We start from the raw sequence: 22,953 nt of genomic DNA, 5'->3' as shown, positions 1-22,953 counted from the left end.
GATAGGGCTGAATACCGTATCCGGCCTTCAGGCAATTGATCGCGTGCCTCGTTAGGCGACGTTGAGCTTCACGTCGATATTGCCTCGCGTGGCATTGGAATAAGGGCAGACCTTGTGAGCGGCCTGGACCAGGGCTTCGGCCTTCCCATGATCGATGCCGGGCAGCGCGACATTCAGCTCAACCTCAAGGCCGAAACCGCCTTCGATCTGCCCGATGCCGACCTGCGCGGTGACAGAAGCGTCGCCTGGCACCTGCACCTTCTGCTGGGCGGCAACGAACTTGATCGCGCTCAGGAAGCAGGCGGAATAGCCGGCGGCGAAAAGCTGTTCGGGATTGGTGCCACTGCCACCCGGGCCATTCAATTCCTTCGGCAGGGACAGTTTAACGTCCAGTGCCTTGTCCTTGCTGACAGCCTGGCCGCCGTCGCGGCCGCCGGTGGAGGTGGCTTGGGTCGAGTACAAAACCTTCATGATCGCTCTCCTGCTTCTCGTTGTGATAGCGGATCGCCGATAGGCTGGCGCCGCGATGGAATTCAGTAGGCGGGCCTTCACTTTAGCGCCCTTTTATGCCGCCGCGATATCCGCTGGACCGCTTTTGCCGCGCCGTGCGGGTGAAAAGAGAATTGCGCACAATTTAATTGACTACAATCGATATCCAAGCAGACCAACTATGCGCAAAAAGATAGTGTACAATTCAATTGTGGCACATTTATCTCCTATTACGCTGTCAGCTTACTGCCTGTGAGGTTTATATGCCGAAGCGAAGCAATGACGATCCGGCGCTGAAGCTCGATAACCAGCTCTGTTTCGCCGTCTATTCCGCCGCCCACGCCCTGACGCGGACTTACAAGCCGCTCCTGGATGTGCTGAACCTCACCTATCCTCAATATCTGGTCATGCTGGTCTTGTGGGAACGCGATGGCATGACGGTGAAGGATATCGGGCAACGGCTGCATCTTGATTCCGGAACGCTGACGCCGTTGTTGAAACGCCTTGAAGCAGCGGGATACGTCCGCCGCGAACGGGCGAGAGATGACGAGCGCCAGGTAAATATTCATCTGACGGATCAAGGCCAGGCGCTCTACGAGAAAGCCCGTTCAGTCCCGCAACAGATTGTCGACGCCAGCGGCGGCAATGCCAAGAACCTGCTGGTGCTGAAACAGAACCTGGTGCAGCTTCGCGACACGCTGAATGCCGCCGCAGACTAGGCAGCGCTAAAGAACCTCATCTGAGCAAGCAACAACCTCGCGGCCCTTGCGCGTCGCCGCGACTCCGTGTTCGATGGTTGGCATGATCACCCTGTCCGCGTACATGACGGTTCTGCCGGCGACATCCCACCGGATCGCCGTGCATGGTCGCGCGAGGAAGGCATTTACGTACCGGCACTCTTGCCTTTTCGCTTTTTTCCTATGGCTGGTCACGGCGCCGTTTCTGGCGCATCCGGCGGCAGCCGTCGCCTTGGGCGGCGATGATCGCGTTGCGGTGCCGCGTCTTAAGGACAGCACCTTCGCACCGGTCGGCCTTCTGGTACTGGATGAGAATAAATCCGACGCCGTAGCGGGAACGGCCTTCCTCGTTTCCCCCTGCCATATCCTCACCGCCTATCATGTCGCCGGTGGTGGTCAGGCGATCAATAATAAGACCGTCGCCACTTTCTATCTTGGCGAGGGCAAAATCGGGCCTGATTTCGATGGCGCCCGGCATTTCGCCGACGAAACCCCGGCTCGCCCGGTGGCCTGGGGCAATTATGTGCCGGCTGAGGACAGTAGCCCGCTGATCCAGCGCGCCCGGGCGATGCTGCAAAACGGCTGGGAAGATTGGGCGTTGCTCAAGCTCGACCGCTGCCTCGGGGCACCGCAATATGGCTATGGCTATTTTCGCCTGGCGCCACGCAGCACACGCGATCTGACAAGGCGTGGCGAGGGCCTGCGGGTGACCAGCATCGGCCTGCCGGGCGACAAGCCGATGCGCACACTTTGGCGCGATCCTTCGTGCCGTATCGTTGGCCAGACGCACAATTCCGGCTGGCAGCATGATTGCGTGACAGTGCCCGGCAATTCCGGTGGCCCGCTTCTCCTGGCACCCAGCGCGGCAAAACATGGGGCCAGCCTGGATCGACCCGGTCAGGACCGCCCCCCGGTCGTCGCTTTGGCCATCGCCATCACCGGGGTCGATGGCCTCGACAACAGCCAATCCGACCGGCTCGCTCTGGCGTGGAATGATCCGAACTATTACGACTTTCTCGGCACCGCCGCGCCGGTTTCCGCTCTGATCGCCAGGGTCGCCCCTTATCTTCCGCGCGACGCGGCGATCGACGCCTTCATTAAGGCCCATCCGGCCGACGATCACTACAATCCGGATCAGGGCCAGGCCGCCATCGCCGATCTCGACATCGCCATCGCGCGATATCCGCATCGCGCGGAGCTCTATTTGCAGCGCGCCAGTTGGCGCGACAGCCTGGGTAACAGCGATGCCGCCCTGGGCGATTATGCCAAGGCCGTTGCTGTCGATCCGAGCTCGGCACCAGCACGCTATCTCTATGGCCGTGCGCTGCTCCAGCGTGGCAATGACCAGCCCGGCAATCTCGCCTTGGCGGCCGAGGCCTTCGGCAAGGTATTGCAGGACTTTCCCCATTCACCGGATGTCCTGCTCTACCGCGCTTTCGCCTATCGGGCGATGAAGCGGAACCAGGCGGCGGTGGCAGACCTGACTGCCGCCCTCGTCGTGCAGCCGAAAAGCGCCGTCGCCGCCGATGAACGGGGCGATGCCTATCGGGATTTGCGCCAGCCAGATCTTGCTTTGGCCGATTACAACCGTGCCATCTCGCTCGATCCGCAATGGCCCGAAGCGTTGCGCGATCGCGGCTTTCTCTATCATCGGCTCGCGCGATACGACCAGGCACGGGCAGACTTCAAGCGTGCCCTCGCCCTCGACCCCCATGACGTGGAGGCGGAAAATGGGCTTGCCCTCTGCAATCTTTCCAGTGGCCGGATCGACGCGGCGATCGCCAATTTCGGCCACATCATCAGCATGGCGCCGGAAGTCGGCGTTTATTATGCCAATCGCGGAACGGCCTATTTGATTGCCGGCGAAGCCGCCGAAGCCGTGCCCGATTTCGAAAAGGCAGCTGCCCTGGATTCCGACGAACCGTTTAACGCCTTGCTGCTTTACATCGCCTTGGCGCGGACGGGCCAGTCGGCGAAAGCCAAGGCGGTGCTTGAAACCTATGCGGCTAAACGCGCACAGTCGAAAAAGGCGAATGCCGCCTTCGGCGATGCAAATGATCGCTCACGGAGGAGCTGGCCGCAGCCGGTGATCGATTTCTTTCTCGGCAAGATCAATCTCGATCAAGTCGCGGCGGCCGCTGCCAAGGGCGATCCCATGAGCCAGGCGGATCAACGTTTCGATGTCGATTTCTATCTCGGCCAGCTGGCGCTCTTGCGCGGCGACAAGGCCGAAGGCAGCCGCCGCTTGCAAGCGGTGATCAGAAGCGGCCTGCGCGAATTCGTGGAATTCGATATCGCGCAGGCCGATCTGGATCTATTGGAACATTGAGCGTTATGCCGCCTGATCGAATCCGCTGAGGACATTGACGGTATTGACGCCGAGCGCTTCCACCGCATAGCCGCCTTCGAAGACGAACAGGGTCGGCAGATCGGCCTTGGCGATGACCTCGCCCATGCGCAGGTAGTCGTCATGGGTGAGTTTGAAACGCGAGATCGGGTCGTGCTCGAAAGTGTCGAGGCCGAGTGAGACGACCAGTACGTCCGGCCCATACTGGCGGATGCGTGCCATCGCCTGCTGCAAGGCCGCCTCATAGCTGGCCCAGGCGGTGCCCCAGGGGAGCGGGAGATTGAGGTGATAGCCTTCACCCGCACCTTGCCCGATCTCATCGGCATAACCGAGGTAATAGGGAAATTCCTGATCCGGATCGCTATGCAGCGAGATGGTGAGCACATCGTCGCGGCTGTAGAAGATCTCCTGCGTGCCGTTGCCGTGATGGTAATCGACATCAAGGATGGCGACCCGCTTGGCGCCGGCATCGAGAAAAGCCTGGGCAGCAATCGCAGCATTGTTGAAGAAGCAATAGCCGCCATAAAAATCCGAGCCGGCATGATGTCCCGGTGGCCGGCAAAGGGCGAAGACCGCCCGTTCGCCGCTGGCAACCAGCTTCTGGCCGGTCATGGCGACGTCCACGGCGCCGGTAATGGCCGTCCAGGTGCCCGCCGTGATCGGCGTCCCGGCATCGATCGCGTAATGGCCCATCTTGCCATCGATCGATTTGGAGATCCGCGAGCCGCGCTTGCGGCCGGGCACCGTCAGGCCCGGCACCGGCCAGACATGGGGCAGCGCGTCGAAGTCGCGGCCGCTTTTCAGCCAATCGTTCCAGGCGTCGCGCAGGAAGGTGACGAAGCCTTCGTCATGCACCCGCAGGATCGGCGCCAGGCCGAAGCGTTGCGGTGTGACGATCTCGCCGAGCTTCTGGTGCCTGACCCGGTCCAGAACGATATCGGCCCGGCGCGGCATCTCGTGGGCCTTTACCAGCTTACCCTCGATCAGCTCCATATTGGCATCGTGCTGCCGGTGGTCCTCGCTATAGACGGTGCGCATCGTTTCTCCTCCTAGAGCTTCGGCCGGCGCCGTTTGTCGCCATACCAGCCGCCGACCGCCGTTTCGTAGGCCATGCCGGCTTGGAAGACATCCGCATCGCAATAGGTGCGGCCGACAATCTGCATGCCGGTGGGAACGCCGTTGCCGGCGCGGCCGGTGGGGACCGACAGAACAGGGCAGCGGCTTAACGTATTGAAGGGCGTCGTCATGCACCAGCCGAGCATCGGATGCAGCGCGCTGACCTTGCCATTGATGCGCAGGCTGTCGACGCCCGGCTCGTAATCCGCCTTAACCGCCGGCAAGGCATTGGTGGGGCAGATGAAGACATCGTATTTTTCCATCATCGGGCCGAATGTCTCATACATCTTGCCGGCGGTTTCCATCGCCGAAAGGAATTTTGCCGGCGTCGATCTGCTGGCTTCGCGGGCGAAGCGCACGGCATATTTGGTCATGACCTTGCGATGCTTCCTGGCATAATTCGCCATCATCGTGCCGAAAAGATGATCGAGGTGGTTGGCGCCTGCTTTCAGCACTTCGGGCCCCCAGCCAAGATCGACCTCTTCAACCGTGGCGCCGAGGCTGCGGAATACGCTCAGCGCCTTCTTGGTATTGGCAACCACATCCTTGTTGACCTCAAAGAAGCCGAGATCCAGGGAATAGGCGATCTTCCAGCCCTTGATCGGCTTGTATTCGCTCGGCAAGCGCAGCTTCGGTCGCAGGCTGGCAATATCCGTCGGGCTCGGGCCGCAGATCACGTTCTGCAAGAGAATCGCGTCCTGGACCGAGCGCGCCATCGGGCCGGTATGGCAGTAAGGATCGAGATTGAAGGGCGCATCATCGGGATTGCGCCCATGCGGCGGCTTGAAGCCGACGACGCCGCTGGCTGCGGCGGGAATGCGGATCGAGCCGCCGATATCCGAGCCGGTTGCCAGTGCCGACATGCCGGCGGCCAGCGAAGCGCCCGATCCACCCGAAGAACCGCCCGGCGTGTAGCGCGTGTTCCAGGGATTGCGGGTGACACCCCAAAGCCGCGAATGGGTGAAGGAAGCGCAGGAAAACTCGGGCGTGGCCGAGCGCGCATGGATAATGCCGCCCGCTTTCAGGATGCGCTCATTGTTCGGGGATGTGGTTGCGGCGATATGGTCCTTGGTAATGAGCGATCCGTAAGATGTCGGCTTGCCGGCGATCCAGCTCTCATCCTTGGCGGCGATCGGCAAGCCCTCCAGGGCGCCGACGCGGCTGCTGCGCGACATGAACTTGGCTTCCGCCGCGCGCGCCTGATCCATCGCCTCGTCGAAATGGGTGAAGGTGAAGGCCTTGAGCTTCCCGTTCACCGCCTCTGCCTGGTCGATCACGGCCTGCATCAGTTCGACCGGTGACAGTTTCCGCTTCCGGAAGAGCTTCTGGGCCTCGGTGGCGCTGAGATAGCAAAGCTCGGCATTACTCATGAAATCGTCGCTCCCCTGATTGATTCATGCTTATCGTGACGCGAAGGTCCGAGCTGATGCCCGGACCTTCGCCGTCCCGTTACTTCATCAGATTGTTCCAGATCTTGGCGTAGATCTCGGCCACCTTCTGCGGGCAAGCCGGCACGAAATTATAGTTGAAGCCCTGCGGCGGGGTCAGTTCCGGCGCATTGACCATGTCCTTGGGAAAGAACTTCTGGCTGCCCTGGATGGCATTGTCATAGCCGGAGAAAGCCGACATCAGCGCGGCGTTTTCCGGGTCCATGATGAAATTCAGGAACAGCTTGGCGTTCTCGATATTCTTCGAATCCTTCAGGATCACCATATTATCCATCCAGCTCGCCATGCCCTCCTTGGGATAGCCGTATTTCAGCGCGGCAAGCTGGCGCTTCGCCTTCAAAGCCGAACCGTTGTAATCCATCGAGGCCAGGAAATTCTTGGCGGTGAGGTTTTCGATGGTGCTGTATTCCATCGCCCGCCAATCCTTCTTCGCTTTCATCAGAAGGTCGTTGATCTTCTTGAGATCGGCCTTATCCGCGCTGCAGGTCTTCTGATCGAGATAGAATGACGCGGCGGTGATGACATCGGTCATTTCCGGCAGCGCATTGACCTTGCCCTTCAGCTCGGCAGGCGTATCGAAGACGATACCCCAGGTATCGACATCGCCTTTATAGGCGTCGGTGTTGACGGTGACGCCGGTCGTACCCCACAGCCAGGGCACCGAATAATGCCGGCCTTCGTCCCAGTACACATTGACGAATTCAGGCCGCATATTCTTGAAATTCGGCATCTGATTGGGCTCGACCTTGGCCAGCAGGCCGTCCTGAATCATCGCCGGCACGATATAGCTCGACGGCACGACGATATCGTAGCCAGAGCCGCCAGCCTTCACCTTGGCGAGCATCTGGTCGTTGCTGTCATAGCTGTCGACCGAGACCTTGACGTTATAGGTCTTCTCGAATTTGGAGACCATTTCCGGGCTGGTATAATTGCCGAAATTGTAGATATGCAATTGGCCATCGGCCGCAGCGCTGCTGGCACCGGCGGTCACGCCAAGTCCGATCAGCGCGGCTTTCAATAACTTACCCATCTCAACCCCCCTCAGTTATATCGAACGAGCCCATATGTGCTGCGGTCGCGCAGGGTCAACCGAAGCGCTCAAAGGGCTGATTATGGGTATAGATATAGAATGAAGGTCGCAAGAGGCAGCGGAGCCCACCGCCTAGCAAAACGGCCCGGACATTTCTGTCCGGGCCGTTGTTATGACTGCTGTCGCAACAGTGCGATTACTTCAGCAGGTTGTTCCAGATCTTGCCATAGGTCTCCGCCACCTTCTGCGGGCAAGCCGGCGGGAAGTAGGTCTTGAAACCAGCAGGCGGATTGATTTCCGGCGCGCCGGCCATATCCTTCGGCAGGAATTCATGCGACCCCTTGATGCCGTTATCGTAGCGGGCAAAGGCCGACAGCATGGCCGCGTTCTCCGGGTCCATGATGAAATTCATGAACAGCTTGGCATTTTCCGCGTTGGGCGCATCCTTCAGCACCACGACATTGTCCATGAAGCTGGCCATGCCTTCCTTCGGATAAGCGTATTTGATGCTGGAGAGCCCGAGGCGCTCGCGCATCGCCGCACCGTTCCAGTCCATTGTCGCGGCGAAGTTCTTGGCGGTCATGTTCTCGATGGTGCTGTATTCCATCGCCCGCCAATCCTTCTTCGCCTTGACCAGAAGGTCGTTGATCTTCTTCAGATCTTCCTTCTTGTCGCTGCAAAGCGGCAGGTGGAGATAGAAGCTGGCGGCATTGATGACGTCGATCATCTCGGGAACGACATTGACCTTGCCCTTCAGCTCGGCCGGGGTGTCGAACAGCAGCCCCCAGGTATTGATGTCACCCTTGTAAACGTCGGTGTTGACGGCGATACCGGTGGTGCCCCACTGCCAGGGAACCGAATAGTGACGGCCCTTGTCCCAATACACGTCGACGAATTCCGGACGCATATTCTTGAAGTTTTCCATCTGATTGGGCTCGGTCTTGGCCAGCAGGCCGTCCTTGATCATCTGCTCGATGACATAGCCCGAGGGCACCACGATATCGTAACCGGAGCCGCCCGCCTTGATCTTCGCCAGCATCTGGTCGTTGCTGTCATAGCTGTCCAGCGTGACCTTGACGTTGTACTGCTTTTCGAATTTCGAAATGGCATCGGGGCTGGTGTAGTTGCCCCAATTGTAGATATGCAGCTCGCCATCGGCCATGGCGCTGCTGGCGCCGGCCATGATGCCAAAGCCGACTAATGCGGCTTTCAGAAAACGACTCATTCAACAACCTCCCTTGGTTCCGTTATCAGTCCAATCACTTTTCCGCCTTGATGCGCGGTCACCCCTTCTTCTTGCGCGTCACCAGGAAGAAGACGGTCACGAGCAGCGCCGACAGGCACAGGAAGGCCGTGGCGACTGCGTTGAGTTCGGGCGTCACGCCGCGGCGGATCGCACCGATCATGTAGAGCGGAAACGTTTCCTCGCCGGGACCGGAGACCAGAACCGTGATGACGACATCGTCCAGCGAGATCACGAAGGCCAGCATCGCCCCGCCGAGAATGCCGGGGATCATCATCGGGAAGGTGATGCGCCTGAACGTCTGCCAGGGCGTCGCATAGAGATCGGCTGCCGCCGTCTCATAGGTCAGGTCCATGTCTTCGAGACGCGCCCGGATCGGCATATAGGCGAAGGGAATGCAGAAGACGATATGGGCGGTGATCAGATAACCAAGGCCGTAAATGCCGGTCATCTGCTTGATCAAAGCAAAGAAGACCAGGGTGGCGATACCGGTGACGATTTCCGGCACCATCAGCGGCTGATTGATGATGGTGTAAGCCAGCGTAAGCCCACGATAGGGTCTAACGCGTGTCGTTGCTATGGCCGCCATGGTCGCGACGCAGGTCGATACCAGCGAGGCGAAGAAGGCAATCCTCAGCGACAGGAAAGCCGCGTCTCGGATCTGATCATTGTGATAGGCCTTCACGTACCAGTCGAAGGAAAACGACGTCCAAATGGTGATCGACGGGTTCTGGTTGAAGGAATAGGTGACCAGCAGAACGATCGGGCCATAGAGCATCAAGACGCAGAGCACGGCCATGAAGCCGAAGCCGGGCTGATGCTTGACATCGAAACGGGGGCGCCGGCCACGCCGCATAAGTTTGGCGGCGGTCAGCGTTTCACCGGTTGCCGTAACTTCGCTCATCGTATGTTACTCCGCGCCACCACCTTCTTGGCATAGATGAAAAGGGCGATCAGCACGATGATCATCAGGCCGAGCGCAATCGCGGAGCCTTGCGGCCAGTTGCGGGCCGGGCCGAATTGCATGGCGATCAGGGTGCCGAGCATCATCTTCTTGCCGCCGCCAAGCTGGCTGGTGATGACATAGTCGCCGATTGCCGGAATGAAGCACAGGATGCAGCCGGCCACGATGCCGGGCTTGACCAGCGGGATAATGACCCGCCGAAGGACCTGGAAACGGCTGGCGTAAAGATCGTAACCGGCTTCCACCAGGCGGAAATCCAGCTTTTCCATGCTGGCGTAAAGCGGCATCACCATCAGCGGCAGATAGGCATAGGCGAGGCCATAGGAGACCGCCCAGTTGGTGAAGAGAAGCTGCAGCGGCGTATCGATGATCCCGAGCTTCAGCAAGATAACGTTCAGAACCCCTTCATCCCGCAGGATCAGCATGATCGCGAAGGTGCGGATCAGCAGATTGGTCCAAAAGGGGATCGTGATCAGGAAAAGCCACAGATTGCGCCGATGCGGCGCCCGGGTGGCGATGAAATAGGAGGTCGGGAAGCCCACCACCAGAGCCAAGAGGGTGGTCAGACCGGCCATGAGAATGGAGCGGGCGTAAATCGAGTAGTAAGCGAAGTTCGGCAGCAGATCGTCGGAGAAGAGATCCCGCTCGAAGGCCAAATTGATCCAGGCATCCGACGAGAACTGGGGGATGACACCGGCATATTCCGCTGGCTGCATCCAGGAATAGGCAAGAACGATGCTGAGCGGCGCCAGGCCGCAGATGACGATGATCAGAACCGCCGGCGCAAGCAGCATGAGCCGACGCCGCATGGCCGAGCGTTCATTGGCACGGGATGCCAGCTCGGGGCGACTTAACCCGGTTTCCTGGACGGGTGCGTCGCTGGATGTGGCCGCCATGTTGCCTCAGTCCTTCAGCACTTGCATGGCTTCCGGGGCGACCCGCAGGCCCACGTCATCGCCGGCTTGCAGCACGGATTGATGGCCCCAGCGATTTTGCAGCCGAACCGTCATCTGGCCGCCACCCTGGATGTCGAGGTGATAAGTCGTATCCGTGCCGAAATAGACGACGTTCTGCACGGTCCCCGCGAATTGACAGGTTTCATCCTGGGGCGCCAATTCGATCCGTTCCGGCCGGATTGCCAGGGTGACCTTGTCGCCGATCCCGGCATGGGAATTGATCTGCTGGACGATCTCGACGCCGGAACAGAGCCGCAAGCGGCCTTCATCGCCCCGCCGTTCCAGCACCTCGGCCTGGGTGAAATTCGTCTCGCCGATGAAGTCCGCGACGAAGCGGTCGCTCGGCCGCTCATAGATATCGGTCGGCGTGCCGATCTGCAGGATCTTGCCCTTGCTCATGACCGCGATCCGGTCCGACATGGTCAGGGCTTCTTCCTGATCATGGGTCACGAAAATGAAGGTGATGCCGGTTTCCATCTGCAGGCGCTTCAGCTCGATCTGCATGCCTTTTCGCAGCTTGAGATCGAGTGCCGAAAGCGGCTCATCGAGCAGCAGCACTTTCGGGTGAGGCGCAAGCGCGCGCGCCAAAGCAACCCGCTGCTGCTGTCCGCCGGAAATCTGGTTGACCCGCCGATTGCGCATCGGCTCCATCTGCACCAGTTTCAGCATCTTATCGACCTGGGCGTCGATTTCGCTCTTGGAGCGGCGCAGCATTTCCAGACCGAAGGCAATGTTCTGTGCGACGGTCAGATGCGGAAACAGCGCATAAGACTGGAAGACGGTGTTGACCTGCCGCTTGAAGGGCGGCAAATGCGCGACCGGCTGGCCGTCCAGCATGATTTCGCCGGAAGTCGGCAATTCGAAGCCGGCGATCATCCGCAGCAACGTGGTTTTGCCGCAACCCGACGGGCCTAGCAGCGTAAAAAATTCGTTTTGCCGAATCGTGACCGACACATTGTCCAGGGCATTGAATGCCTCGGAACCGCTTCCAAAAGTTTTGACGACGTTGCGCGCTTCGATTGCTGTTGCGCCAGCCACCATCTGCCCCCTGTTAGAGAGAACATCCTTATCGGACGTGAAAATTTTTCGCATCATAGGCAACGATAAAGCCCCCGACAATAGAGGGAAAATGAAATCGACATAAATTATTTCGATTTCGCCACAGGACGGCGCCAGGTTCCAGCCGGCCGGGGCGGATGCACGGATTAGCAGTGCAGCCGCAAACAGGCCCGGCCCGAATATGCCCCCCGCCAGGGAGGCATCGGGCACCGTCAGCCGCCGCTCCACCCCTCACAGGATTGCCGATTTCGGTCGGTGCGTCTCCTGTTCTCCATGGGCATCGCCGACACCCCGTCGCGGATTGGTTCGTGGAATGGTTCCGGCATCACGAGGAGCAGTTGGATCGTCGCCGGAACCCGTCAGCCTGGCATTCGTCGTCGCTGCTTTGGCTTGCGCGATCAGGACGAAGCCGCCTGCCAGCAAACTGCAAGACGTAGCAAAACCATGCGGTGGGGTGTCAGTTGCCGGACAAGCAAGCGGATTGGGGGCAGCCGTGCAATTTCGGCTCGTGCTCCCCGGCGGGTTTGCCGCTATGTAGGAAGACCATCCCCAATTATCGATGCTGCCATGGTGACACAGACCGACGCCGTTCCCGCCCAGCCCGCTGTGGCGGCGCCCACGATTGCAATGCCGGCAAAAACCGCCCGGCAGGATCGGCCCTTAAGGGCCATTTTCTATATGAACGGGGCGGTTCTGATTTTCACCGGCATGGATGCGATCGTCAAAGCGATCTCCGGCGCCTATCCCACCGGGCAGATCATCTTCTGTCGCAATTTCTTCGCCTTCCTCCCCATCCTGATCTTCCTGTGGCGGTCCGGCGGCCTGTCGGTGAAGACCAAACATCCTTTTGGTCACATCCTGCGCGGCCTATTTGGCGTCGGATCGATGTATTTCTATTTCCTGAGTTACAAATTGCTGCCGCTATCGGATGCGGTCGCACTCGCCCTTTCCAGCCCGATCTTCATGACGGTGCTGGCCATACCGCTTCTCGGCGAGAAAATCGGCATCCGCCGCTGGATCGCTGTCGCCGTGGGCTTTGTCGGCGTCCTGATTATGACGCGACCCGGCGTCGGCGTATTTCAGCTTGCTGCGCTGATCCCACTGATTGCCACCATCTTCTATGACCTCGCCATGGTGACGATCCGCAAGCTGAACCAGGAACGTTCGGGCACTGTGGTATTCTATTTCACCAGCTTCGCCTGCATAGCGGGACTGGCCACAATCCCCATTGGCCGGCCGGAACTGGCGGATATTGGCCTGGGCCCCTGGGTCTGGCCGACCGGCATCGATATGGGGCTCCTGGTGGTGATCGGCGTCATGGGTGGCATTGGCCAGATTCTGCTGACCAATGCTTTCCTCTCGGCCCCCATCGCAGTAGTGGCGCCTTTCGACTATACCGCCTTGGTCTATGCCATGATTCTCGGCTATCTCTGCTTCGGCGAAGTGCCGGATGCCTATCTTATCATCGGCGGCCTGACGGTCGTCGGCAGCGGCATCTATATCATCCACCGCGAGGCAGTCGCGGCGCGGGAGCGCCGCCGCGCGGGGACGACGCCGGCATTGATCGGCCAGCAGTGACGCAGCAGACCGGCCGCGCGGGGGCTTAACCCAGCCTGGCTTCGATCGCGTCCCAGATCTTGTCTTCCAGGATCGTGCCGTCGAAGCGATTGACTTCCTGCAGGCCGGTCGGCGAGGTGACGTTGATTTCGGTGAGGTAATCGCCGATCACATCGATGCCGACGAAGATCAGGCCGCGTTCCTTCAAAGCCGGCCCGATCGCGGCGCAGATCTCGCGGTCGCGCTTGGTCAGCTCGACCTTCATCGCCTGGCCGCCCACATGCATGTTGGAGCGGGCTTCGCCCGCTGCGGGCACCCGATTGATCGCACCGACCGCTTCACCATCGATCAGGATGATGCGTTTATCGCCCTGCCGCACTTCGGGCAGATATCGCTGCACGATGACCGGCTCGCGATAGAGCTGGGTGAACAGTTCGAGAAGAGCGGTCAGGTTCTCGTCATCAGGCTTGATATGGAACACCCCGGCGCCGCCATTGCCGTAAAGCGGCTTGACGATGATGTCCTTATGCTCGGCACGGAAGTCCAGGATTTCCCGCCGGTCCGCTGTGATCAGGGATGGCGGCATCAAGTCGGGGAAATGGGTGACGAAAAGCTTTTCCGGCGCATTGCGCACATGCACCGGGTCGTTCACCACCAGGGTTTGGGGATGGATATGCTCCAGAATATGGGTGGCGGTGATATAGGACATGTCGAAGGGGGGGTCCTGCCGCATGAGCACCACATCGACCTGGCTGAGATCGATTTTTTCCTCGCTGCCCGCCGTGTAATGATTGCCTCTCTCGCGCCGCAGGGTCACCGGCCGGGCATAGGCCGTCACCTTGCCGTCACGAAAGGAGAGATCGCGCGGATGGTAGTAATACAGGCGATGGCCGCGCCGTTCCGCCGACAGGCCCATGACGAAGGTGGAATCTCCGTCGATATTGATGCTTTCGATCGGGTCCATCTGGATGGCGACGGTCAGGGACATGATTTCCTCGGTCTTTCGCGCGGCGAGCGCGGATCATCTCAGGGATATGCTGCAGGCCTATCGCAGCTTCGCCGTCGGTTTTGCCCGGCCCAATGCGCTTTCGTCAAGCGGAAGCCGTTTTCGCGCCGGGTGGCGATCATTGCAGGATGCGTTCGATCTCCTGCAGCAGCCGGGCTGCCTGATGGCGCTGGGCGGGACTGGAATCGAAGCCGAGGAAACGTTGTAAAGCCTGGCGGGCGGCAGTCAGATGACCGAGCCGATGATGAATAAGGCCGGCTTCGCGCCAAAAGGCCGCCTGATCCGGTGCGATCCACAACATGCGCTCCACCACCGCGACGGCGCGCTGCAACTCGCCTTCCTGCACCAGGCGCAATTTCAGATTGTTCTGCAAGCGCAGAAGAATGTCCCGGTCGGAGACGGCGGCCGACTGATCGGGTCGCAACTCGGCCTTCTCCCCGGCCATCGCCTTCAATTTTTCCCGCAGATCGACGATATCGCGCGGCGCACCCTGATCGAAAGGATCGAGGATCACGGCGCGGTTGCCGACCCGCAACCGGATCATGAAATGGCCGGGAAAATTGACACCCTCGATCTGCCAATTCAGGGCGCGGGCGGCGTGGATATATAAAATCGACAGAGCCACCGGCAGGCCGCGGCGCCGATCGATCACCCGGATCAGGTTGGCATTCTGCAGGTCGTCATAGGTGGATTGGTCGCCACGATAGCCGTGCCGTGTCGAGAGAACATTGCGCAGCATATCGGCCCGTACCGCAAGGATGGCATCGGCATCATCCGTCGACAGATCTTCCAGGCGGGCCAGCTGTCGCAAATCCTCGGCCAAGGTTCCCAAATGAGCGCGATATTCGCGGGGATCGACCTCGGGACAATCGAGTGCGGCAAAGGCCAGCGCTGCTTCGGCAACGTCAAGCGGTAGCTCCGGCGCTGCCCCGATGGCGCGCAGATAAACATCGGGCGATTGCCAGCCTTTTGCGGCGACATCTTCGGTCATGGGTTCTGGTCGTCCTGGCTTGCCATGGGGGAATCATGCCTCATTCGCCGACCGGACGCCAAGCCTCCCGAATATGCTTCGGCCAGCCGCCGCCGGCGACCGCGATAACGTCAAATCGCAAGGTCAGGCCGGCGCAATCGGGACGCTGGAGTTGAAACGCCAGAGCGGCGCGAACAAGGCGCGTCTGCTGCCGGCTGCCGAGCGCATAGAGCGCGCCGACAAGCCTGGCCCGGCTCTTCACCTCGACGATCGCCAAAACGCCGCCCTTGCAGGCGGCGATATCGATTTCGCCCAGCGGATGGCGCCAATTCCTGGCGAGAATCCGATAACCCGCGCAACGCAGGCGCCAGACGGCGATGAATTCGGCCCAACGGCCGCGGCGGCGCGCGAGCTGGCCGCGCTTGGGGTCGCCCGGCAGGCCCGATCGTGCAGCCTTGCGTAATGAATAAGCGGATTTCCTACGCGTCATCGCCGCCCGGTTCGCTGTCGGCTGGATCGCTTCCGGAAGGCGGCAAAGTGAGCTTTTGTGCCAGCTCCAAGGCCCGCGCATAAACCAGCCGCTTCTTCTGCCCGCTGGCAGCGGCGACGGTCGCGGCGGCATCCTTGACGCTCATGCGGGCCAGCGCCTGGATGAGCGCACCGTCGAGATCGAAACCGGGCGCCGTTTCCGCCGTCGGCGGGGCGATCACCAGCACGATCTCGCCGCGCGGGGGGCCGGCCTCGCGGTAATGTGCGGCCAGATCGCCCAGCGTACCGCGCTTTATTTCTTCGTAAAGCTTGGTCAATTCGCGCGTCACGGCTGCCGGTCGATCGCCGAGAATATCGGCGAGATCGGCCAGGCTGTCGGCCAGCCGAGGCGCCGTCTCGAAAAAGATCAAACTCGCGCGCAGATCGCGGAATTCCGCGGCGACCTGGCGGCGAGCGGCGGATTTTGGTGGCAGGAAACCGCCGAATAGAAAACGGTCGGTCGGCAGGCCGGATAAAATCAACGCCATGATCGGCGCGGCAGGACCCGGCAAGGCCGTCACGGTGGTCCCCTGTGCCGCCGCATCGCGCACCAATTTATAGCCGGGATCGGAGATCAGCGGCGTGCCCGCATCGCTGATTAGGGCCAGGCGCGCACCTTCGCGCAAGCGACGCAGCAGATCAGGCCGCATCTGATCGGCATTATGGTCGTGATAGGGGATCAGCGGTTTGGAAATGCCAAAATGCCGCAATAACCGGCTGCTGACGCGACTATCTTCGCAGGCAACGGCATCGGCCTGGCGCAGCCAGTCCAATGCCCGGGCGCTGATATCGCCGAGATTGCCGATCGGTGTCGCAATCAGGGCGAGACAGGCCCCTGACCCCCGGGCGGCTTTGAATTCTTCCTGTTCGATGGGTTCAAGGGCAATGTCATCGCTTGGCTCGGTCGCTTTCGCGACCTCTGCTGCTGCGCCCTCCTCGCTTGGCGAAGCTGAAAAAGGCACCGCGTCACTGCCGGGCGCCTTTTCACCGGCTCTCGGTTTACTTCGCTGCCCGCTATGGCTACCCTTCACGCGCTTTCTCCGATCCAGGTCGGGAACCAACCGTTTCGGTTGCGCAGGATCACGCCCGCCGCCAAACGGCTCGTAAAATTATTGTTATGGGATGAACGATGTCGGCATTGGGCGCAAGGGTGAAACGTATTCTCGCATGGCTGTCGCCATCATCGTTCGGCGATGGTTGGACCGCTGTGGCCCAGCTCAACCTCATTCCACGGTCCAGTATTCTGTCCATGGCGGGCTTGCTGCTGGGCGGTCTGGTACTGGCTGGCTGCGCGGGTAATACACCGGCCCCAGCGGCGAAAACGGCGCCGCAAGCCGTCATGACGCCGACCCAGCCGCAATTGGCACCGCAGCCCGCGCCGGTCGCACCCGGCGGAAAGATCGGCTTGATGCTGCCCTTGTCGGGACAGCATGCCAATCTCGGCCGCGCCTTGCTGCAGGCGGCGGAAATGGGTCTGTTCGATGTCGGCGATGACAGCTTCACCCTGCTGGTAGAGGATACCGCGACCAGCAACGGGCCGGAATCGGCTGCGCGCAAATTGCTGGCCGGGGGTGCCAATATTCTGCTTGGGCCGCTTTTCGGCACTGACGTGAAGCGGGTGGCGCCAATCGCACAGAATGCGCATGTGCCGCTCATCGCCTTTACCAACGATTCCTCATTGGCGCAAAACGGTGTCTATGTCTTCGGCGTGACCCCGGAATCCCAGGTGCAGCGCGTGATCGGCTATGCCGGCAGCCAGGGGCTGAAGCGTTATGCCATTCTTACGCCGAACTCGCCCTATGGCCGGCTGGTGCTGACCAGTTTCCAGACGCAAGTGAAGCAAATCGGCGGCCAGGTCGCGCAAATCGATTTCTACGACCCGTCGAGCGTTGATTTCGCGCCCGTCGTGCAACGCCTCGCCGATGAAAAGAGAACGGTCGGCTTCGATGCGCTGATGATTCCGGAAGGCGGTGCCAAGATGCGGCAGATCGCGCCGCTTCTGCCCGCTTTCGAAGTTGGCCCGCAACAGCTCCGCCTGCTCGGCACATCGCTGTGGGGTGAAGGGGCGGTCTGGCGGGAAGCGGGGTTGGCCGGCGGCTGGTATGCAACCACGGCCCCGGATCGCTGGCAGGATTTCGCCAACCACTATCGCGAGGTCTATGGCGCGACGCCGGACCAGCGCGCGGCCATCGTCTATGACGCGGTGACGCTTGCCGTGGCCCTGGGTAAGGGGCCGCAAGGTGCCGATTACAGCCCCACCGCCTTGACCAACGGCAATGGCTTCAGCGGCATTGCCGGTGTGTTTCGTCTGATGCCGAACGGCACGGTGGATCGCGGATTGGCGGTCATGGAAGTTGCGCCGACCGGTCCGGTCCAGCGCGATCCGGCACCGACCAGCTTCGTTCCGGTAATGAACTGAGTCAGAGGGCCCGACAGGCTGTTGCAAAGAGGCGTGCCGCTTGCGGCACGCCTCAGTTATTTGGATGACCAAAACCGCAAGCTCTGCTGTCTATAAAAGTGCCGCCAATACGCTGTCGAGCCGAGCCCGCCCATCTTCGGTGGCGCGCAGCACGTGACCGGTGCGCACCAGCATCTCGCCATCGATCAACCGTTGCAGCTTGGCTGGTGCGACCCAATGATCGAGCGGATGGCCGGTCTCTTCGATCACACGGTCTAAGCTGACACCTTCCGTGAGGCGCAAGCCCATCATCAGCATTTCCTCCAGCCGGGCCTGCGACTCGATCTCATGGAATTGCCGCGTGGCATGGCCCTCGCGCTCCACGCGATCAAGCCAAGCTTCCGGCGCGCGATGCTGGCGTGTCGCAATTTTGGCTCCATCGATCGTCAATCGGCCATGCGAGCCAGGGCCGATGCCGATGTAATCGCCATAGCGCCAATAGCAGAGATTATGCCGCGATTCCTGGCCGGGCCGCGCGTAATTGGAGACTTCGTAGGCGAGGAGGCCGGCCTCAGCCAGATGCTCGGTGGTGAGATCGTAGAGCGCTGCCTGGAGGTCTTCCTCAGGCAAACGGAAATCGCCGCGCGCATAAGCCTGTTCGAAGACGGTGCCAGTCTCGATCGTCAGCTGGTAGAGCGACAGGTGATCGCCGACTCGGGCCAGGGCTTCGCGCAATTCGGCCTGCCATTGCGCGACGGTCTGGCCGGGCCGTGCATAGATGAGGTCGAAGGAGAAGCGTGGGAAAGTTTTCGCGGCGAGGTCCAGCGCCGCCAAGGCCTGCCCCGCATCGTGCTGACGGCCAAGAAATTTCAGATCGGCGTTGTTCAGCGACTGAATGCCGAGCGACAGGCGATTGACGCCGGTCGAGGCGAAGCCGCGAAATTTGTCCGCTTCGACGGAGGTCGGATTGGCTTCCAGCGTGATCTCGAGAGCGGGATCGAGCTGCCAATGAGCGGCGAGGGCGTCGATGATGGCTGCGGTGGTGACGGGTGCCATCAAAGAGGGCGTGCCGCCGCCGAAAAACAGGCTGGTGACCTTACGCCCCGGTGTCAGCGCCGCATAATGCGCGAGTTCGCGCAACAACGCCGCCCGCCAGCGCTGCTCATCGACTGTCTCGCGGACATGGCTGTTGAAATCGCAATAAGGGCATTTCGACTTGCAGAACGGCCAATGCACATAGATTGCGAAACCGGGGTCCCTATGGCCGGATCTCGCTTCGACTGTTTCTGCTATCTGCCTTGCCGTCATCTCTATCGCTGGGCGAAACAGGCCGCGACCAATTGCTCGAAAGCGATGGCGCGATGGCTGACGGCATGCTTGGCTGCCGGCTCCATCTCGCCGAAAGTCAGGTCCGCGCCTTTGGGCAGGAAGATCGGGTCATAGCCGAAGCCATGCTTGCCGCGCTTCTCACTGATGATCTCACCATCGACCCGGCCCTCGAAACTTTCGCAATGGCCGTCGGGCCAGGCCAAGGCCAAGGCGCAGACGAATTGTGCCGAATGGTCGTCGGCGGGCCGCAGCAGATCGATCACCCGCGCCATCGCCATGTCGAAATCCTTGTTCGGACCGGCCCAGCGGGCCGAATAGATGCCGGGCGCGCCATCCAGTGCGGTTACCACCAGGCCGGAATCGTCGGCTAAGGCCGGCAGGCCGCTGGCCGTCGCTGCCGCCAGAGCTTTCAGCCTGGCATTGCCGATGAAGGTGGTTTCGGTCTCCTCAGGCTCCGGCAAGCCCAGCGTGCCGGCGGAAACGACATCGGCCCCATAGGGTGCCAGCAATTCGCCGATCTCCTTGACCTTGCCCGGGTTGTGGCTGGCGATGACCAGCCGGCCGCCGGTGAACTGTCGTGCCATATTAACCCTGCATCAGCCCCAGCGCCTGGCGCTGATGCACGGTCAATTCCGTCACGCCCTTGCGCGCGAGCTGCAGTAGTCCCAGGAACTGTTCTTCCGAGAACGGATCCTTTTCGGCGGTGCCTTGGATCTCGACGATGCCGCCATTGCTGGTCAGGACGAAATTGGCATCGGCTTCCGCTTCGGAATCCTCGGCGTAATCCAGATCGAGCACGTTCTTGCCCTGATGGATGCCGCAGGAAACCGCCGCCACCTGGCCGATCAGCGGCAACGCCGTGATGACACCCATATCCTTCATCAGTCTGAAGGCCTGGTGCAACGCCACATAGCTGCCGGTGATCGCTGCGGTCCGGGTGCCGCCATCGGCTTGGATGACGTCGCAGTCGATCTTGATCTGGCGTTCGCCAAAACCGTCCAGCTTCGTGACGGCGCGTAAGGCCCGGCCGATCAGGCGCTGGATTTCCTGGGTGCGGCCCGATTGCTTCCCCTTGGCGGCTTCGCGGTCGGAGCGGGTATGGGTCGAACGCGGCAGCATCCCGTATTCCGCCGTCACCCAGCCTTTGCCGGTATTGCGTAGGAAGGGCGGCACCTTTTCGTCGATCGATGCGGTGCAAAGCACATGGGTATTGCCAAATTTCGCCAGGCAAGAGCCTTCAGCATAACGGTTGACGTTGATTTCCAGGGAAATCTCGCGCAGTTGATCGACGGCTCGGCCGGATGGACGCATGACTGGAATCCTTAAGAACAGATGTCGGGCGGACCCTACACCGGGTGCCGGCGAGGCGCCAGCCCGATGCGCATAGCCTGGCCTTGAGCGGCGCGGGCTATTTCCGGTGCCGGTCCCGCGACCAACGGGAGCGGTCGAGATAATCCGCCGGACGTTTCCGGACCCAGGCGACGAAACGCTGGATGGCCGGATCGTCCAGTAACGCGGCGAAGCTGTAATAGCGCTCGGCCAGTTCCCGTTCGCTGAACAGGGCATGGATGGTTTGGTGACAGATCCGGTGCATCGGTACCGCCAATGTCCCGCCATAGCTGCGCGGAACCGGATGATGAAAATCGGTGGCGGCGCCAGCGGCGAGCGGGCGGCGGCAGAGCGGACAATCGGTCGGATAGCCGGATGTTCCGCAGATATCCGGGTGATGTAGCGGGTCTGGATTGGGACGGGCCATAGGCCGATCCTGGCGCAGCGGTGGCGAAATGCAAGGCGTTGCGCCAGGAAGCCCGTGTTTGACGAGCTGATGGTTGACCCGGAGGCAGGCGTTACCTAGATTCCCTTCACACATTCGGTCACTTTTTGACAAACTGCCGGGATCGCATGTCGTTTCCGGCACATGGTCCAATCATCGGGAACGGGATGCTGCATAAGCCACGAAACCCTGCTGGCGCGCATCGGCCGGTCTTGAGCGAGCTCTCGGAGCGGTCGCGGGAAATCTTCCGGCTGGTGGTCGATGCCTATGTGGAAACGGGGGAGCCGGTCGGCTCCCGGACGTTGTCCCGCCTGCTCGATTCCAGCCTGTCGCCGGCGACGATCCGCAATGTGATGTCCGATCTCGAAGAAATGGGGCTGCTCTTTTCGCCCCATACCTCGGCTGGGCGGCTGCCCACGGATCTGGGCCTGCGCCTTTTCGTCGACGGCTTGATGGAGATCGGCGGGTTGACCGAAGCGGAGCGAGCTGCGGTAGACGGCCAGTGCAATGCCGTCGGCCGGTCGATGCCCGAAGTGCTGGAACAGGCGACGACCATGCTTTCCGGCCTGGGGCGCTGCGCCGGCATGGTGGTGGCGCCGAAAAGCGAGCGGCCGCTGAAACATATCGAATTCGTCTATCTCGGGCCCGGCCGTGCCCTGGTGGTGCTGGTGACCGAAGGCGGCATGGTGGAGAACCGATTGATCGACCTGCCGCTCGGCCTCCCGGCTTCGAGCCTGCTGGAGGCGACCAATTACCTGAATAGCCGGCTGGTCGGCCGGACCATCGGCATGGCGCAGCAGGAAATTTTTCAGGAGCTGGAAACCGCGCGGGCCGAGCTCGACGATCTGTCGCGCAAGGTGGTGGAGGCCGGTCTTGCTACCTGGTCCAACGGCAACAAGGAAGGCGCGCTCATCGTCCGTGGCCAGGCGCATCTGCTGGATGAGGTGACGGAAGTTGGCGATCTCGAGCGCCTGCGCAGCCTGTTCGCCGCCCTGGAGACCAAGGAGCAGCTTTTGAAGCTGCTGGAAAGCGCGGACCATGCCGATGGCGTGCAGATCTTCATCGGCGCCGAGAACGAGCTTTTCGGCCTGGCCGGTTGTTCCGCGGTCATTTCGCCCTATCGCGACAGCCAGCGTCGATTGATCGGCGCCATCGGCGTCATCGGCCCCAGCCGGCTGAACTACGCCCGCATTATTCCTATGGTGGATTACACCGCCAAAGTGATCGGCCGTATTCTCGGCTGATCGATCCGTGACGATTGAAGTAGTGAAGGAGAGCAAGGTCACCATGATGACCGATGACAAGATCACGCAGCAGCCGGACCAGCCGGAGAATGTTGGCGACAACCCGGCCACAGAAATTCCTGCCGAAGACGCGCTGGCTGCGGCACAACAGGAAAATGCTGCGCTGAAAGACCAGTTGCTGCGGGCTTTGGCAGAAACCGAGAATGTGCGTCGCCGCGCGGCGCGCGACAAGGAGGATGCCGCCAAATTTGCCATGGCGGGGTTCGCCCGCGAGATTCTCGGCGTTGCCGACAATCTGCGCCGTGCCTTGGAGGCGATCACGCCGGAAGCGCTGGAACAGGATGCCGCGCTGAAGAATCTCTATGACGGCATCCTTGCGACTGAACGGCAGCTCGATGCCGCGTTTGAGAAGCAGGCGATCAAGAAGGTCTGGCCGCTCGGCGAGAAATTCGACAGCAACTTGCATCAGGCGATGTTTGAGGTGCCGGGCACCGACCAGCCCAGCGGTACGGTTGTCCAGGTGCTACAGGCAGGCTACACGCTGAATGATCGGCTGCTGCGGCCGGCCATGGTCGGCGTTGCCAAGGGTCAGCCGGCGGCACCGGCGGGCAATGGCGGCACCGACGAAACCGGCGATGGCCGGGTCAATACCGTCGTCTAGCCGAGTTTCGGTCCGGTCCCAAGCTGGCGATTCCCAAAAGGGCGGCAAGCGATTAGATTGCCGCCCTGATCCGCGATTCGGCCCGACCGGTGATCGT

22 protein-coding genes are annotated in these 22,953 nt (G+C 61.1%); 6 read left to right on the top strand and 16 right to left on the bottom strand.

What is annotated here, in order from left to right; all coding sequences use genetic code 11:
* Positions 1 to 51 precede the first annotated feature (51 nt).
* Complete coding sequence (locus tag SMD27_RS03665) at positions 52 to 471, bottom strand: organic hydroperoxide resistance protein (protein ID WP_320506969.1); 420 nt, start codon at positions 469 to 471, stop codon at positions 52 to 54.
* A gap of 281 nt (positions 472 to 752) precedes the next feature.
* On the opposite strand from SMD27_RS03665, the gene SMD27_RS03660 reads away from it, so the two are divergent.
* Entirely contained in the window at positions 753 to 1,208 is a 456-nt protein-coding gene (locus tag SMD27_RS03660) for a MarR family winged helix-turn-helix transcriptional regulator (RefSeq protein WP_320506968.1), read from the top strand.
* A gap of 82 nt (positions 1,209 to 1,290) precedes the next feature.
* Positions 1,291 to 3,555: a tetratricopeptide repeat protein gene (locus tag SMD27_RS03655; RefSeq protein WP_320506967.1), complete on the top strand. Its 2,265-nt coding sequence runs from the start codon at positions 1,291 to 1,293 to the stop codon at positions 3,553 to 3,555.
* 3 nt (positions 3,556 to 3,558) lie between these two features.
* Here SMD27_RS03655 and SMD27_RS03650 read toward each other — a convergent pair whose 3' ends face one another.
* The 7 genes from SMD27_RS03650 to SMD27_RS03620 form a co-directional block, all read right to left on the bottom strand.
* Positions 3,559 to 4,611: a histone deacetylase family protein gene (locus SMD27_RS03650; RefSeq protein ID WP_320506966.1), complete on the bottom strand. Its 1,053-nt coding sequence runs from the start codon at positions 4,609 to 4,611 to the stop codon at positions 3,559 to 3,561.
* Positions 4,612 to 4,622: 11 nt separating this feature from the next.
* Positions 4,623 to 6,059 carry an amidase gene (locus SMD27_RS03645; RefSeq protein ID WP_320506965.1) on the bottom strand — a complete coding sequence of 479 codons (1,437 nt, stop codon included), beginning with the start codon at positions 6,057 to 6,059 and terminating at the stop codon, positions 4,623 to 4,625.
* A 79-nt stretch (positions 6,060 to 6,138) separates the two neighbouring features.
* Positions 6,139 to 7,167, bottom strand: a complete 1,029-nt coding sequence (locus tag SMD27_RS03640; RefSeq protein WP_320506964.1) for an extracellular solute-binding protein — start codon at positions 7,165 to 7,167, stop codon at positions 6,139 to 6,141.
* Between the two features lie 196 nt (positions 7,168 to 7,363).
* Positions 7,364 to 8,392 carry an extracellular solute-binding protein gene (locus SMD27_RS03635; RefSeq protein ID WP_320506963.1) on the bottom strand — a complete coding sequence of 343 codons (1,029 nt, stop codon included), beginning with the start codon at positions 8,390 to 8,392 and terminating at the stop codon, positions 7,364 to 7,366.
* A 58-nt stretch (positions 8,393 to 8,450) separates the two neighbouring features.
* Complete coding sequence (locus SMD27_RS03630; RefSeq protein WP_320506962.1) at positions 8,451 to 9,314, bottom strand: ABC transporter permease; 864 nt, start codon at positions 9,312 to 9,314, stop codon at positions 8,451 to 8,453.
* A complete protein-coding gene (locus tag SMD27_RS03625; protein ID WP_320506961.1) occupies positions 9,311 to 10,270 on the bottom strand; it encodes an ABC transporter permease in 960 nt (319 codons plus the stop codon). The genes SMD27_RS03630 and SMD27_RS03625 overlap by 4 nt, the downstream gene beginning before the upstream one ends.
* A gap of 6 nt (positions 10,271 to 10,276) precedes the next feature.
* A complete protein-coding gene (locus tag SMD27_RS03620; RefSeq protein ID WP_320506960.1) occupies positions 10,277 to 11,371 on the bottom strand; it encodes an ABC transporter ATP-binding protein in 1,095 nt (364 codons plus the stop codon).
* A gap of 585 nt (positions 11,372 to 11,956) precedes the next feature.
* Here SMD27_RS03620 and SMD27_RS03615 point away from each other — a divergent pair.
* Positions 11,957 to 12,967, top strand: a complete 1,011-nt coding sequence (locus SMD27_RS03615; RefSeq protein ID WP_320506959.1) for a DMT family transporter — start codon at positions 11,957 to 11,959, stop codon at positions 12,965 to 12,967.
* A gap of 25 nt (positions 12,968 to 12,992) precedes the next feature.
* Here the strand turns inward: SMD27_RS03615 and gshB are convergent, their stop codons facing one another.
* The 4 genes from gshB to rsmI all read right to left on the bottom strand — a co-directional run bounded on the left by gshB (position 12,993) and on the right by rsmI (position 16,481).
* A complete protein-coding gene (gene gshB / locus SMD27_RS03610) occupies positions 12,993 to 13,934 on the bottom strand; it encodes a glutathione synthase (RefSeq protein ID WP_320506958.1) in 942 nt (313 codons plus the stop codon).
* Between the two features lie 136 nt (positions 13,935 to 14,070).
* Positions 14,071 to 14,943 carry a SirB1 family protein gene (locus SMD27_RS03605; protein WP_320506957.1) on the bottom strand — a complete coding sequence of 291 codons (873 nt, stop codon included), beginning with the start codon at positions 14,941 to 14,943 and terminating at the stop codon, positions 14,071 to 14,073.
* Between the two features lie 40 nt (positions 14,944 to 14,983).
* Positions 14,984 to 15,412, bottom strand: coding sequence for a YraN family protein (locus tag SMD27_RS03600; protein ID WP_320506956.1), 429 nt, complete (start codon positions 15,410 to 15,412; stop codon positions 14,984 to 14,986).
* Positions 15,402 to 16,481 carry a 16S rRNA (cytidine(1402)-2'-O)-methyltransferase gene (gene rsmI, locus SMD27_RS03595; RefSeq protein ID WP_320506955.1) on the bottom strand — a complete coding sequence of 360 codons (1,080 nt, stop codon included), beginning with the start codon at positions 16,479 to 16,481 and terminating at the stop codon, positions 15,402 to 15,404. Before rsmI ends, SMD27_RS03600 begins: the two co-directional genes overlap by 11 nt.
* Positions 16,482 to 16,579: 98 nt before the next feature.
* Here rsmI and SMD27_RS03590 point away from each other — a divergent pair, with 98 nt between their 5' ends.
* Positions 16,580 to 17,869 carry a penicillin-binding protein activator gene (locus SMD27_RS03590; RefSeq protein ID WP_320506954.1) on the top strand — a complete coding sequence of 430 codons (1,290 nt, stop codon included), beginning with the start codon at positions 16,580 to 16,582 and terminating at the stop codon, positions 17,867 to 17,869.
* A gap of 90 nt (positions 17,870 to 17,959) precedes the next feature.
* Here the strand turns inward: SMD27_RS03590 and hemW are convergent, their stop codons facing one another.
* From hemW to SMD27_RS03570, 4 genes are all read right to left on the bottom strand, one after another.
* Complete coding sequence (gene hemW / locus SMD27_RS03585; protein ID WP_320506953.1) at positions 17,960 to 19,156, bottom strand: radical SAM family heme chaperone HemW; 1,197 nt, start codon at positions 19,154 to 19,156, stop codon at positions 17,960 to 17,962.
* A gap of 2 nt (positions 19,157 to 19,158) precedes the next feature.
* Positions 19,159 to 19,761, bottom strand: coding sequence for an RdgB/HAM1 family non-canonical purine NTP pyrophosphatase (gene rdgB, locus SMD27_RS03580; protein WP_320506952.1), 603 nt, complete (start codon positions 19,759 to 19,761; stop codon positions 19,159 to 19,161).
* Position 19,762: 1 nt separating this feature from the next.
* Positions 19,763 to 20,488, bottom strand: coding sequence for a ribonuclease PH (gene rph / locus SMD27_RS03575; protein WP_320506951.1), 726 nt, complete (start codon positions 20,486 to 20,488; stop codon positions 19,763 to 19,765).
* Between the two features lie 97 nt (positions 20,489 to 20,585).
* A complete protein-coding gene (locus tag SMD27_RS03570) occupies positions 20,586 to 20,933 on the bottom strand; it encodes an HNH endonuclease (RefSeq protein ID WP_320506950.1) in 348 nt (115 codons plus the stop codon).
* Positions 20,934 to 21,118: 185 nt separating this feature from the next.
* Between SMD27_RS03570 and hrcA the strand changes: the two genes are divergently transcribed.
* Positions 21,119 to 22,195: a heat-inducible transcriptional repressor HrcA gene (hrcA, locus tag SMD27_RS03565; protein ID WP_320506949.1), complete on the top strand. Its 1,077-nt coding sequence runs from the start codon at positions 21,119 to 21,121 to the stop codon at positions 22,193 to 22,195.
* 7 nt (positions 22,196 to 22,202) lie between these two features.
* On the top strand, positions 22,203 to 22,856 hold the full coding sequence (grpE, locus tag SMD27_RS03560) for a nucleotide exchange factor GrpE (protein WP_320506948.1): 654 nt from the start codon (positions 22,203 to 22,205) through the stop codon (positions 22,854 to 22,856).
* Positions 22,857 to 22,953 lie beyond the last annotated feature (97 nt).

It is taken from the genome of Dongia soli (assembly GCF_034044715.1).
GTDB lineage: Bacteria > Pseudomonadota > Alphaproteobacteria > Dongiales > Dongiaceae > Dongia_B > Dongia_B soli.
The sequence above is the reverse complement of the archived record's forward strand: the minus strand, read 5'-3'. Positions and strand labels throughout refer to the sequence as shown.

Bases quoted from the DNA above. Each gene is read 5' to 3' on its own strand.
- SMD27_RS03605 (WP_320506957.1), bottom strand. From the start codon at position 14,943: ATGACCGAAGATGTCGCCGCAAAAGGCTGGCAATCGCCCGATGTTTAT.
- SMD27_RS03630 (WP_320506962.1), bottom strand. From the start codon at position 9,314: ATGAGCGAAGTTACGGCAACCGGTGAAACGCTGACCGCCGCCAAACTT.
- SMD27_RS03620 (WP_320506960.1), bottom strand. From the start codon at position 11,371: ATGGTGGCTGGCGCAACAGCAATCGAAGCGCGCAACGTCGTCAAAACT.
- SMD27_RS03650 (WP_320506966.1), bottom strand. From the start codon at position 4,611: ATGCGCACCGTCTATAGCGAGGACCACCGGCAGCACGATGCCAATATG.
- SMD27_RS03640 (WP_320506964.1), bottom strand. From the start codon at position 7,167: ATGGGTAAGTTATTGAAAGCCGCGCTGATCGGACTTGGCGTGACCGCC.
- SMD27_RS03655 (WP_320506967.1), top strand. From the start codon at position 1,291: ATGATCACCCTGTCCGCGTACATGACGGTTCTGCCGGCGACATCCCAC.
- hemW (WP_320506953.1), bottom strand. From the start codon at position 19,156: ATGACGGCAAGGCAGATAGCAGAAACAGTCGAAGCGAGATCCGGCCAT.
- rph (WP_320506951.1), bottom strand. From the start codon at position 20,488: ATGCGTCCATCCGGCCGAGCCGTCGATCAACTGCGCGAGATTTCCCTG.
- gshB (WP_320506958.1), bottom strand. From the start codon at position 13,934: ATGTCCCTGACCGTCGCCATCCAGATGGACCCGATCGAAAGCATCAAT.
- SMD27_RS03645 (WP_320506965.1), bottom strand. From the start codon at position 6,059: ATGAGTAATGCCGAGCTTTGCTATCTCAGCGCCACCGAGGCCCAGAAG.
- SMD27_RS03665 (WP_320506969.1), bottom strand. From the start codon at position 471: ATGAAGGTTTTGTACTCGACCCAAGCCACCTCCACCGGCGGCCGCGAC.
- SMD27_RS03625 (WP_320506961.1), bottom strand. From the start codon at position 10,270: ATGGCGGCCACATCCAGCGACGCACCCGTCCAGGAAACCGGGTTAAGT.
- SMD27_RS03635 (WP_320506963.1), bottom strand. From the start codon at position 8,392: ATGAGTCGTTTTCTGAAAGCCGCATTAGTCGGCTTTGGCATCATGGCC.
- SMD27_RS03590 (WP_320506954.1), top strand. From the start codon at position 16,580: ATGTCGGCATTGGGCGCAAGGGTGAAACGTATTCTCGCATGGCTGTCG.
- SMD27_RS03600 (WP_320506956.1), bottom strand. From the start codon at position 15,412: ATGACGCGTAGGAAATCCGCTTATTCATTACGCAAGGCTGCACGATCG.
- rdgB (WP_320506952.1), bottom strand. From the start codon at position 19,761: ATGGCACGACAGTTCACCGGCGGCCGGCTGGTCATCGCCAGCCACAAC.
- hrcA (WP_320506949.1), top strand. From the start codon at position 21,119: ATGCTGCATAAGCCACGAAACCCTGCTGGCGCGCATCGGCCGGTCTTG.
- SMD27_RS03570 (WP_320506950.1), bottom strand. From the start codon at position 20,933: ATGGCCCGTCCCAATCCAGACCCGCTACATCACCCGGATATCTGCGGA.
- SMD27_RS03660 (WP_320506968.1), top strand. From the start codon at position 753: ATGCCGAAGCGAAGCAATGACGATCCGGCGCTGAAGCTCGATAACCAG.
- SMD27_RS03615 (WP_320506959.1), top strand. From the start codon at position 11,957: ATGGTGACACAGACCGACGCCGTTCCCGCCCAGCCCGCTGTGGCGGCG.